The organism is Betaproteobacteria bacterium (genome assembly GCA_016720855.1).
Taxonomy (GTDB): domain Bacteria; phylum Pseudomonadota; class Gammaproteobacteria; order Burkholderiales; family Usitatibacteraceae; genus FEB-7.
Genome location: JADKJU010000001.1, coordinates 1,214,172 through 1,226,138 on the forward strand (window position 1 = coordinate 1,214,172; position 11,967 = coordinate 1,226,138).

The window sequence follows — 11,967 nt, forward strand, 5'->3', positions numbered from 1 at the left end:
GGGATTCAGGGGGCTACCAGGGGTTCGCGCGAAGGCGCGAAAGCGCCTCTTCGGGGGTGACGAGGCCTTGCACGCCCTCGCCCCGCAGCGGCTTGAGGGTCAGCTTGCCGGCCGCGACTTCGTCGTCGCCGAGGATTATAGCGAAGCGCGCGCCGCTCGCGTCGGCCTTCTTCATCTGCGACTTGAAGCTGCCGCCCGCGCCCAGCACGCAGGAATGCCCGGCGTCGCGCAGGCGTTCGCCCAGGCGCCAGGCCTCGCGGGAGGCGGCCTCGCCCGCGTGGACCACGAACACGTCGGGCTCCTGCGCGGCGCTTCCGCCAAAGGCCTGCATCGTGAGGATGGTGCGCTCCATCCCCAGGCCGAAGCCGCAGGCCGGCGTGGGCTTGCCACCCAGCATCTCGAACAGGCCGTCATAACGCCCGCCTCCGGCGATGGTGGACTGGGCCCCGATGCGGTCGGAGATCCACTCGAACACGGTGCGGTTGTAGTAGTCCATCCCGCGCACCAGGCGCGGGTTCACGGTGAACGCGACGCCCGCCTGCGTGAGCAGGCGCCTGGTCTCCTCGAAGTGGCGCAAGGCGCCCTCGCCCAGGTGGTCGACGAGCTTCGGGGCCGACTCGATCATCGGCTGCATGGCCGGGTTCTTCGAGTCGAGGAGGCGAAGCGGATTCGTGTGCAGGCGGCGCTTCGCGTCCTCGTCGAGCAGTTCCGCATGCGCCTGGAAGTGCCCGATGAGCTTGTCGCGGTGCGCGAGACGATCGTCCGCGTCGCCGATGGAATTCAGCTGCAGCGCGATGGGGCCCACGCCCAGCGCCTTCCACAGGCGGGCGAGCATCGCGATCTGCTCGGCGTCCACGTCGGGTCCCTCGAAGCCGAGGGCTTCCACGTCGTACTGATGGAACTGCCGCTGGCGGCCCTTCTGCGGTCGCTCGTAACGGAACATCGGGCCCGCGGTCCACACGCGCATCGGCCCGTTGTAGAGGAAGTTGTGCTCGATCGCGGCGCGCACGATGCCGGCGGTGGCCTCGGGGCGCAGCGTGAGGCTCTCGTCGTTGCGATCGTCGAAGGTGTACATCTCCTTCTCGACGATGTCCGTCACCTCGCCGATGCCGCGCACGAAGAGCGCCGTGGGCTCGACGATGGGCGTGCGGATGTTGCGATACCCGTACTGGCGGAAGACCTCGCGGCAGGCGTCCTCGAGCCTCTCCCACAGGGCGGAGGCATCGGGCAGGAGGTCTTCCATGCCCCGGATGGCCTGGATTTTCTGGCTCATGGCTCGGCCGGCGCGATGGCGATGGTCTTCTTGCGCTGCCTGCCGTGCTTCGCGGCACCGGGCGCGTAGCGCGTGCGCACGTAGTCCTCGACGATCGCCTGGAATTCCTGCGCGATGGCCTCGCCCTTGAGCGTCACGGTCTTCTCCCCGTCCACGAACACCGGGGCCACGGGCCTTTCCCCCGAGCCCGGCAGCGAGATGCCGATGTCGGCGAGCTTCGATTCGCCCGGTCCATTGACGACGCAGCCCATGACGGCCACGTGCAGGTCCTCCACGCCGGGGTACTGCAATTTCCACACCGGCATCTGGGCGCGCAGGTAGGACTGGATCTTCTCGGCGAGTTCCTGGAAGAAGGTGCTCGTGGTGCGCCCGCAGCCCGGGCAGGCCGAGACCTGCGGGGTGAAGGCACGAAGCCCCATGGCCTGCAGGATCTCCTGCGCGACGATCACCTCGCGGGTGCGGTCCCCGCCGGGCTCGGGCGTGAGGGAGACGCGGATCGTGTCGCCGATGCCTTCCTGGAGCAGCACGCCCATGGCGGCGGTCGAGGCGACGATGCCCTTGGAGCCCATGCCCGCCTCGGTGAGTCCCAGGTGCAACGGGTAGTCGCAGCGCGCGGCGAGGCTGCGATAGACCATGATGAGATCCTGCACGGCGGAAACCTTGCACGAAAGGATGATGCGATCGCCCGGCAGCCCGATCGCCTCGGCCTGCGCCGCGCTCTCCAGCGCGGAGACGATGAGCGCCTCGCGCATCACCGCGTCGGCCTGCAACGGCCGCGCCAACTTCGCGTTGGCGTCCATCAGGCGCGCGAGCAGCTCCGGATCGAGCGAGCCCCAGTTGACGCCGATGCGCACCGGCTTCGAATGCTCGATGGCCTTCTCGATCAGGACCGCGAACTGGTCGTCGCGCTTCGAGCCGTGGCCGACGTTGCCGGGATTGATGCGGTACTTGTCGAGCACGACCGCGCATTCCGGCACCTGCGCGAGGAGCTTGTGGCCGTTGAAGTGGAAGTCGCCGATGAGCGGCACCTGGACGCCCATCGCCTCCAGCCGGCTGCGGATCGCGGGGACCTGCCGCGCGGCCTCGAGTGTGTTCACGGTGATGCGCACCGCTTCGCTGCCGGCGCGCGCGAGGGCGGCCACCTGGCCGGCGGTCGACTTCGCATCCTCGGTGTCGGTGTTGGTCATCGACTGCACGAGGATGGGGGCGCCGCCGCCGACGAGTCTTCCGGCGATGCTGACCTGGCGCGAGGAGCGGCGCGGCACGGGGCTCATGCGAATGTGGCCTTCGTTACTGCAGCGTGAAACGCGCGACGGCGACGCGGGTGTGCGGCGCGAGATCGAAATCGCGGCCGTTGTAGCTCAGGCGCACATCGGGCGCGTTGCCGATGATCACGTTGAACGGCGGCTTGCCCACCACCTCGGCGCTGGAACCACCCGGATGCGTGCGCGACAGCAGCATCTTGCCGCGGGCATCGGAGATCTCCACCCAGGCCGCGCCGCGAAAGGTGAAGCGAAGCGTGCCTTCACCGGGCAATGCGGCGCGCGGCGGCGCGGCGGATTGCGATTCGGGCGCGGAGGGCTGCGATTCGGGCGGGGCGGGCAGGGTCCCCGGCACTGGAACCGGCGCGGTATCCGCGGGCGATGCGGCAGCGCCGGGGGCCTGCTGCGCCTGGGCGGCAGCCTCGTTCGCGGCCGGCTCCGGGCGCGCAATCGCGGCGGGTACGCCCTGCGGCGCCTCGACGGCGGGCCCCGTCACGACCCTCGCCGGTGCCGGTCCCTGCGGGCGGACGAAGAGCCACCAGTACATCGTCGCGAAGCCCAACACGATCACGGCGGCGGCAATGCCCGCGGCCTTCACGTATGGGTTGGCGAGCCGTGCTCCCAGCGGGTCGAAGCGGATGTTCTGGGTGGGGACCACGATGCCGGGCGACCTCTCGCGCGGGGCATCCTCGACGAGCAGGCCGACAAGCGGCTCGGGGTCGAGCCCGAGCGCGCGTGCGTAGTTGCGCGTGAAGCCGCGCAGGAAAGTGCCGCGCGGCAGGCGTGCGTAGTCGGCGGCCTCCAGCGCCTCGACCTGCGAGACGCTCATGTGCAGTCGCTGCGCGATGTCGGTCCGTGCAAGGCTCTGCCGTTCGCGCTCGGCAGCGAGGATCGCCCCCGGAGAACGCTGCGCCGCGCCGGGCGCCGGGCTGTCGGATGCCTGATCCATCACGACCGCGCGGCGCCCTTCTCCAGGTCGCGCGTCTGCGGTGCATCCGGGAAGCGGCGCCGCAGCTGCTGCATCATGCTGTCGGCAGCTTCCTTCTCGTTCTGAGCGCGTGCCAGCTTCACGCCGAGCACCAGCGCCGAGAGTGTCGGTTCGCCCAGGCGCATGTAGCGCACGAGGTAGTTCTCGGACTCCTTGTAGCTGCCCTTCTCGTAGAGGATCTCGGCCAGGTTGTAGAGCGCTCCCGCGAGGTCCGGCTTGAAGACGACGGCGCGGCGCAGGTAGCCCTCGGCCTCGACGTTGCGGCCCGCGATGCGCGAGCAGACTCCCGCATTGAGGAGCACCTTCTCCGGCGTCGTGTACATCGAGTCGGTCAGCACGCGGTTGAAGTACTCCATGCCGCGGGCGTTGTCACCGCGCAGGCACAGGAACAGGCCGTAGTTGTTCAGGACGTCCGGGTCGCGCGGCGCCATGGAAAGCGCCTTCTCGAAGGCCTGGCGCGCCTGCGTGTCCTCGCGCAGCTCCATGTAGATCAGCGCCTGCACGTTGAAGGCCTGGTAGTAGTTCGAGTCCTCCTTCAGGGCGAGACGCGTCTCGTCCAGGGCCACGACGAAGTTGCCCCGCTGGTAGTACTGCGAGGCGAGCGAGGTGTGGATCTCCGCGCGGCGGCGCGCATCGACCACGGCGGGATCCGAGACCAGGCGCGTCTCGACGGTCGTCTGCGCCACGCACCCCGCGAGCAGCGCGGCGGCGAGGATCGGCAAGAGTCTCTTCACACGGCCTCCTTGTGGATCCTCACGGGGTGCTTCCTCATGACGGTGTGCTGCTTCATGCGATCAACCACCTGGCCCGCGAGCTGGCCGCAGGCGGCGTCGATGTCGTCGCCCCGGGTTCTGCGGATCGTGGCAACGTACCCGGCCTCGACGAGGATATCCCGGAAGCGTGCGACCGCCTCGGGCTTCGAGCGCCGGAATCCCGATGCCGGGAAAGCATTGAACGGGATGAGGTTCAGCTTGCAGGGCACCTCGCGCAGCAGCTTCGCCAGTGCCCTTGCGTGCGCGGGCGCGTCATTCACGCCGTCGAGCATCACGTACTCGAAGGTGATGAAGTCGCGCGGAGCGGCAGCGAGGTATTCCTTGCAGGCCTCCAGGAGATCGGCGATCCCGTAGCTGCGGTTGATCGGCATGATCCTGGAGCGCAGCTCGTCATTGGGCGCGTGCAGGCTCACCGCGAGGGCGACCGGGCAGCGCGCCGCGAGCTTGCGCAGCTGGTGCACCACGCCGGAAGTGGACAGCGTCACGCGCCGGCGCGAGAGCCCGTAGGCGTTGTCGTCCAGCATCATCGACATCGCGCAGACGACGTTCTCGAAATTGTTGAGGGGCTCGCCCATGCCCATCATGACGACGTTTGAGACGGGACGTGATTCATTGCCATCACCCCGGCCCTCTGCCTCCGGGAGAGCGGTCGGGGGTGAGGGAACCAACCGATACGCCTGCCCCTCCTTCGCCATCTCCCGCAGCCGCCTGTTGGCCACCCAGACCTGCCCGATGATCTCGGAGACGGCGAGATCGCGGTTGAAACCCGAGCGCCCGGTCGAGCAGAACGAGCAGTCGAGCGCGCAGCCCACCTGCGAGGACACGCACAGCGTGCCCCGGTCATCCTCGGGAATGAACACGGTCTCGATGCCGTTGCCGATGCCCACGTCGAAGAGCCACTTCACCGTGCCGTCCGTCGAGCGGTTCTCGGAGAGGATCGCAGGCGGGCGGACTTCGGCGAGTGCACCGAGTTTCTCGCGCAGGCCCTTGGCGAGGTCCGTCATCTCGTCGAAGTCGGCGACGCCCCGCTGGTGCACCCAACGGAACACCTGCCTGGCGCGAAACGGCTTCTCGCCCAGCGACGCGAACCAGTCGGTGAGGGCGGGGAGCGTGAAATCGAGCAGGTTGGTGCGCATGGGCAGGCGCGGGCGGCCTCGTCAGCGCGGGAAGACCTGGCTTGCGGGGAAGAAGTAGGCGATCTCGACCGCGGCGGTTTCCGGCGCGTCCGAGCCGTGCACGGCGTTGGCGTCGATCGAGTCGGCGAAGTCGGCGCGGATGGTGCCTCTTTCGGCCTTCTTCGGGTCGGTGGCGCCCATCAGGTCGCGGTTCTTCTGGATCGCTTCCTCGCCCTCGAGCACCTGGATCACCACCGGGCCGGAGATCATGAATTCCACCAGGTCCTTGAAGAACGGGCGTGCCCGGTGGACGGCATAGAAGCCTTCGGCCTCCAGGCGGGACAGATGAGCCATTCTCGATGCGATGACCTTGAGGCCGTTGGTCTCGAAACGGGAGTAGATCTTGCCGATGATGTTCTTGGCCACGGCATCGGGCTTGATGATCGAAAGGGTGCGCTGAACTGCCATGAAAATCTCCGCTAACTGAATGAAAAGTTTAGCTTTTCATTCTATCACAGCCCTCCCCTTCCGGGCTAGGCCCGACCCCATGGGACAGGGATTGGGGAGTTCTCCGGAACCGTCCCCCAAGGGGGTCAGGGATACCAGAGGGGGGAAAGGCCGGCGTTGCGGGCGCGATAGTCGGCGGCGACGCCGATGCCGGGCACCCAGACAAGGTGCTCGCCGTCGAAAAGGAGCGGCAGGCGCCGCCGCCGCCAGACGGGGATGTCGTGCTCCTGGAGCAGGTTCTTGAGCGTCCGGGTAGAACCGCCCGCATGCAAGCGGATGCGCTCGCCACCCGCGCGAGGGGCAAAACGCCAGCGGCCAGCGGCCACGCGCCCGAGGTCGATGCCCTCGCCCGCCACTTCAGCGAACCGCACCTCGCCCCGGCCCTCCCCCAGGGGAAGCACCGGCTCGCCGGCCCAGGCCACCTCCCAGGCGGTCGATTCGCGCGGCACGGCCTCGATGATGATCTTTCCATGGTGGCGCACCAGCGCGCGGTCGCCGTGCCGCAGCAGGACTTGCGCATCCACCCGCGCCGAAACGAGCTGGACCGCCATGTCGGACAACCTCGCCTCTCCCGGCATCGCAAGGCCGTGGGTCGCGAGGAAGTGGCGCAAGACGTTGGCGCGGCGCACGGGATCCAGCGCCTCGAGCCCCGCGGCCGTCAACCCCTCCCCGTCCGCGATCCGGGCCGCGTCGTCGCGAGCCAGGCTCTCGACAAGCTCCGCAGCGCCGGCCGCATGGCGCGCAAGCCGGGCGAGCGACTCGCGGTACTGCGGAAAGCGCCGCTCGAGGACGGGCATGACCTCATGGCGAAGAAAATTGCGATCGAACGCGGTGAGCTCGTTCGACTCATCTTCGACCCAGTCGAGTCCCGCCGCGCGTGCGTACGCCAGCAGCGCCTCGCGCGTCTCCTCCAGGAGCGGCCGCAGCCACACCACGCTCCCGGCGGCCCGCGCCTGCGCCATCGCCGACAGCCCCTTCACGCCGGTGCCGCGCAGCGCCTGCAGCAGGACCGTCTCGGCCTGGTCGTCGCGGTGGTGGGCGAGCGCCAGGAAGTCGGCGCCCGCCCGCGCGAACGCCGCATGCCGCGCCGCTCGCGCCGCCGCCTCGAGCCCCGAGCGGTGCGCCCGGTCCACCGTCACGCGCGCAATCGCGAGCGGGACCCCGCGGGACGCCGCGAATGCCGCGCAGTCCTGCGTCCAGGCGTCCGCGTTCCGCGACAGCCCGTGATGGACGTGCAGCGCCGAGAGCGAGAACCCGGCCTCTTCCCGCACGCGCTCGAGGATGTCCAGGAGCACGGTGGAATCGAGACCGCCGGAGTAGGCGACGCAAACCGACTGCCCGCGCCGGACGCGCGCCGCGATGCGCCGGCCCACGCGGGCCGCGAGTGCTTCGGGGGAATCCGGGCGCGGGACCATCGGGGAAGAGCGCTTCGCGCGCTACTCCGCGAGCTCCTTGAACTTGCCGTAATTCACGAGCCGGTCCTGGCGCCGCTCGAGGAGCTGGGTGATCGGCATGTCCTGGAGTTGGCGCAGGTGGTCCGCGATGGCCTTCTTGAGCGACTTGGCCGCCTCCGCGGGATCGCGCTGCGCGCCTCCCAGCGGTTCGTTCACGATCTTGTCGATGAGCCCGAGCGACTTCAGGCGCGGGGAGGTGATCCCCAGGCACTCCGCCGCCTCGGCCGCGTTGTCGGGGGACTTCCACAGGATGGCCGCGCAGCCCTCGGGCGAGATTACCGAGTACGTCGAGTACTGCAGCATGAGCGTCGCATCCCCCACCGCGATCGCGAGTGCCCCGCCGGAGCCGCCCTCGCCGATGATCGACACGACCACCGGCACGCGCAACCCGGCCATCTCGTAAAGATTGCGGCCGATGGCCTCCGACTGCCCGCGCTCCTCCGCTCCGATGCCAGGATAGGCGCCCGGCGTATCGACGAAGGTGAGCAGCGGGATCGTGAACTTTTCAGCGAGCTTCATGAGGCGCAGCGCCTTCCGGTAACCCTCCGGACGCGGCATGCCGAAATTGCGCAGGATCTTCTCGTTGGTATCGCGGCCCTTCTGGTGGCCGAGCACCATCACGCTCTGGCCGTTGAAGCGCGCCAGGCCGCCCACGATGGCCGGATCGTCGGCGAACGAGCGGTCGCCGTGCATCTCCTCGAAGTCCGTGCACATCGCAGCGATGTAGTCGAGCGTGTACGGCCGCTGCGGATGGCGCGCGACCTTCGAGATCTGCCAGGAGTTGAGCTTGCCGTAGATTTCCTTCGTGAGGTCGCGGCTCTTCTTCGACAGCCGCTCGATCTCCTGCGAGATGTCCACGGCGCTGTCGTCCTGCACGAAGCGCAGCTCCTCGATCTTTTGCTCGAGTTCGGCGATCGGCTGCTCGAAATCCAGGAAGGTGGTTTTCACGGGGTGGCTTGCGATGCGAAGTGGCGGAAATGATAACAGGGTGCGTGGCGCAGGGATGGCGGGGAAGGAAGGGATGCGAGGAATTAGGGGATGCGAGGAAGGCGGCGGTGACGTTTCCATTTTCAGGGCGCGCAGGAGGGGCCCCGGGATGGGTCCCGGCGATTCGGGCTTGCCAGAACAAGGCTGCACCCGAATCGCCACCCATCCGACAGGCGGGGACGCTGCGCTTTCCCGCCCCGTGGCCGCGCGCCATGAAAATGGAAACGTCACCGCCGCCTTCCTCGCCCTGACTCCGTGGACACGGCATCGCGAACCATGGGGCACAGTCCCCCTTGCATGCGGCGCCGAATGCAATCGATGACCGACCCGGATGGTCCGCTGCCAATCGCGAGCCACCAACCCGGGGAAGCTAAGGGGAAGTTCCATTCGAATCCTTGGCATGCGACCGTCGCGGGCGAGGCAGCGAAGCGCCCTCGTCTATAGATGGGTGGAAATTCGAGGCCTGGCGTGTGTTGCCTGGCCTCGAATTTCCGGGCACCCATCCGACGGTCACGATTGCATGCCCAGGATTCGAATGGAACTTCCCCTTAGCTTCCCCGATCCTCAGCTAGCGCAACTTGTCCACCGCGATGCACAGCGCCTCGATGCCCTCGACCACCCGCGGCGAAGGCCGCCCCAGCGCCCGCGAGGCCACGTACGCGAGCTTGCCGCGCCGCACCGCTTCGAGGCCGGAACGTTCCGCCCAATCGGCCCGGAACGCGTTCTCGCCGCGTTCCGGCCCCGTGCCCACGATGGCCTCGGGATTGCGCGCGAAGAGTTCTTCCCACGATACCTGCGGCGCCGCCTCGGCCAGATCCGCGAACACGTTCGTCGCGCCGCATGCCTCCAGCGCATCGCCCATGAAGTGCCTGCCGGCGACGGTCATGAGCGGGCGATACGAGATCTCGAGGAACACGCGCACGCGCGGCTTGCCGGCATACCGCGCACGAAGGGCGGCAAGGCGCGACTCGTACAGGCGCGTGGCCGGAGCGGCATCGCCGCCGGCGAGCGCGGCCGTCACCGAGAGCAGCCGCGGGATGTCGGTCAGCGTGCGCGATTGCACCACGAACACGCTTGCGCCCAGCGCCTCGAGCCTCGGGATGTCCGCAGCGCGAAAGCTGTCCTTCCACGCGATGACGAGGTCCGGCGAAAGCTTCGCCAGCGCCTCCATGTCGATGGCGAATGCGGTGGATACGACGGGCAGGCCCGCGGCGGCGGGCGGATGGTCGCTCCATGCGCTCACGCCCACCACGCGCGAGCCGCTGCCCACGGCGAAGGCGGCTTCGGTGAGCGAAGGGGCCAGTGTCGCGACGCGACGCGCCGGCTGGGAGAGCGCCACGCGTCGCCCCAGGTCGTCGGTGAGAACGATCTGCGCGCGCGCGCAGAACGCGGCCGCTGCCAGCGCCGCCGCGACGATCAGGCGTCCGGAAGTGATCACGCCTCGGCGTGGCGCGCGGCCACCTCGCGGCGCACCAGGTAGGCCTCGCGGGCGATGGCCATGTCCTCGAGGAACCACGGCAACTGCGCGAGCGTGATCGCCTGCGCCGCGTCGACGAGCGCTCGGTCCGGGTCCGGGTGCATGTCGGCAAGGACGAGGTTCGCCCCTGCGACCACGCCCTGGGCGGCCACGTGGAAGACGTCGGGAATGCCGTCGGGGGAAGCGTCCCGGATGCCCACCGAATGGGACGGATCGACACACACGGGCATGCGCGTGAGGCGCTTCACGACCGGCACGTGGCCGAAGTCCACGAGGTTGCGATGCGGGTCGCCGAAATTGGTCTTCATGCCGCGCAGGCAGAAGACGATGTCGCGGTTGCCCTCGCTCGCCACGTACTCGGCGGCCAGCAGCGACTCGTGCAGCGTGATGCCGAAGCCTCGCTTCAGGAGGATGGGAAAATCGCGCTGGCTGCCCACCGTCTTCAGGAGTTCGAAGTTCTGCGTGTTGCGCGTGCCGATCTGAAGCATCACGCCGGTGGGCTCGCCGGTCACGTGCAGCGCCTGGCGGATCTCGTCCACGTGCTCCTGGTGCGTGACTTCCATCGAGATCACGCGGATGCCGTACTTGCCGGCCAGCTCGAAGACGTAGGGCAGGCACTGCCGGCCGTAGCCCTGGAACGAGTACGGGCTGGTGCGCGGCTTGTAGGCGCCCATGCGCGCACAGGCCTGACCGGCTTTCTTGAGCGCGTCGAACGCCTGCTCGACGTACTCGCGCGTATCGACGGCGTTCAGGCCCGCGACGACGTGAAAGCAATCCTGGTCGAAGGTGACGCCCATGTATTCGAAGCAGATGGATTCGTCGTTGCCGGGGCGGCGGCCGAGGATCCGGAATTCGTCGGTTTTGGACATGGGGGAGTTAAACCTTTGGAACACGGATGAACACGGATAAAAGCGGATGAACACGGATCAATCGGATAGTCGTGGGATGCCGCGGAAACTGTCGGCGTAGGCGATCCGGTTGCCATCATTCAAGACCCGCTCACGAATTATCCGTGTTCATCCGCTTTTATCCGTGTTCATCCGTGTTCATCCGTGTTCCAAAGGTTTACTCCCCCTTCGCCAACCGCCGCTTGCGCACTCCGTCCGCAAGCGTATCGAGGAGCTTCACGGTGTCCTCCCACCCGATGCACGCATCGGTGATGGAGATGCCATGGACGAGCGGCTGGCCGGGGACGAGGTCCTGGCGGCCGGGCTTGAGGTTGCTCTCCACCATGGCGCCCATGATGCGGTCGTCGCCGGCGGCGAGCTGGCGGGCGATGTCGGCGCCCGCATCCATCTGCCGTTCGTACTGGCGAGAGGCGTTGGCATGGGAGCAATCGACCATGAGGCGCGGCGCCTGCCCGGCCTCGGCCAGGTCCCGCGAGGCGCCCTCGATGCTGGCCGCGTCGTAGTTGGGTGTCTTCCCGCCGCGCAGGATCACGTGGCAGTCCTCGTTGCCGATGGTCTCGAAGATGGCAGCCTGCCCCGTCTTGGTCATGCCCATGAAGGCGTGCGGCGCGGCGGCGGCGCGCAGGGCATCCACCGCCACCTTGACGCTGCCGTCGGTGCCGTTCTTGAAGCCCACCGGGCACGAAAGCCCCGAGGCAAGCTGCCGGTGCGACTGCGATTCCGTCGTGCGCGCCCCGATGGCGCCCCAGGCGATGAGGTCCGAAATGTACTGCGGCGAAAGGAGGTCGAGGAACTCCGTGCCGCACGGCAACCCCAGGCGGTTGATCCCCAGGAGGAGCTTGCGGGCTAGCCTCAGGCCCTCGTTCATCGCGAAGCTGCCGTCGAGGTGCGGGTCGTTGATGAAGCCCTTCCAGCCTACGGTGGTGCGCGGCTTCTCGAAATAGACGCGCATCACCACGAGCAGCTCCGGCGCCAGCCGCGCGGCCTCGGCGCGCAGGCGGCGCGCGTACTCGAAGGCCGCGCCCTCCTCGTGGATCGAGCACGGCCCCACCACCGCCACCAGACGGTCGTCCGCCCCGTGCAGGATCCGGTGGATCGCCTGGCGCGCCCCGCCCACGGAGGCGAGCGAAGCGGCATCGATCGGCAACTCCTCCAGCAGCAGCTGGGGCGCGATCAGCGCGCGCACCGCGCGGATTCTCAGGTCATCGGTCCGGCCGATGACC

General features: G+C 68.5%; 11 protein-coding genes. All 11 read right to left on the reverse strand.

Features of this window, described 5'->3' with window-relative positions; genetic code table 11:
• Positions 1–13 precede the first annotated feature (13 nt).
• Positions 14–1,273: a histidine--tRNA ligase gene (gene hisS, locus IPP91_05270; GenBank protein MBL0141474.1), complete on the reverse strand. Its 1,260-nt coding sequence runs from the start codon at positions 1,271–1,273 to the stop codon at positions 14–16.
• The gene (gene ispG / locus IPP91_05275; GenBank protein ID MBL0141475.1) at positions 1,270–2,547 is read right to left on the reverse strand and encodes a flavodoxin-dependent (E)-4-hydroxy-3-methylbut-2-enyl-diphosphate synthase; all 1,278 of its coding nucleotides are present in this window, start codon (positions 2,545–2,547) and stop codon (positions 1,270–1,272) included. Before ispG ends, hisS begins: the two co-directional genes overlap by 4 nt.
• Positions 2,548–2,563: 16 nt before the next feature.
• Positions 2,564–3,484 (reverse strand): DUF4115 domain-containing protein, encoded by a 921-nt coding sequence (locus IPP91_05280; protein ID MBL0141476.1) that lies wholly within the window; start codon positions 3,482–3,484, stop codon positions 2,564–2,566.
• A complete protein-coding gene (gene pilW, locus IPP91_05285) occupies positions 3,484–4,257 on the reverse strand; it encodes a type IV pilus biogenesis/stability protein PilW (GenBank protein MBL0141477.1) in 774 nt (257 codons plus the stop codon). Before pilW ends, IPP91_05280 begins: the two co-directional genes overlap by 1 nt.
• A complete protein-coding gene (locus tag IPP91_05290) occupies positions 4,254–5,432 on the reverse strand; it encodes a radical SAM protein (GenBank protein ID MBL0141478.1) in 1,179 nt (392 codons plus the stop codon). Before IPP91_05290 ends, pilW begins: the two co-directional genes overlap by 4 nt.
• Before the next feature lie 21 nt (positions 5,433–5,453).
• Positions 5,454–5,879 (reverse strand): nucleoside-diphosphate kinase, encoded by a 426-nt coding sequence (gene ndk / locus IPP91_05295; GenBank protein ID MBL0141479.1) that lies wholly within the window; start codon positions 5,877–5,879, stop codon positions 5,454–5,456.
• A gap of 125 nt (positions 5,880–6,004) precedes the next feature.
• Entirely contained in the window at positions 6,005–7,333 is a 1,329-nt protein-coding gene (gene tilS, locus IPP91_05300; GenBank protein MBL0141480.1) for a tRNA lysidine(34) synthetase TilS, read from the reverse strand.
• A 21-nt stretch (positions 7,334–7,354) separates the two neighbouring features.
• Positions 7,355–8,320 (reverse strand): acetyl-CoA carboxylase carboxyltransferase subunit alpha, encoded by a 966-nt coding sequence (locus IPP91_05305; GenBank protein MBL0141481.1) that lies wholly within the window; start codon positions 8,318–8,320, stop codon positions 7,355–7,357.
• A gap of 607 nt (positions 8,321–8,927) precedes the next feature.
• Positions 8,928–9,797: a cobalamin-binding protein gene (locus IPP91_05310; GenBank protein MBL0141482.1), complete on the reverse strand. Its 870-nt coding sequence runs from the start codon at positions 9,795–9,797 to the stop codon at positions 8,928–8,930.
• On the reverse strand, positions 9,794–10,705 hold the full coding sequence (locus IPP91_05315; protein MBL0141483.1) for a 3-deoxy-7-phosphoheptulonate synthase: 912 nt from the start codon (positions 10,703–10,705) through the stop codon (positions 9,794–9,796). Before IPP91_05315 ends, IPP91_05310 begins: the two co-directional genes overlap by 4 nt.
• 196 nt (positions 10,706–10,901) lie before the next feature.
• Positions 10,902–11,963 carry a 3-deoxy-7-phosphoheptulonate synthase gene (locus tag IPP91_05320; protein ID MBL0141484.1) on the reverse strand — a complete coding sequence of 354 codons (1,062 nt, stop codon included), beginning with the start codon at positions 11,961–11,963 and terminating at the stop codon, positions 10,902–10,904.
• Positions 11,964–11,967 lie beyond the last annotated feature (4 nt).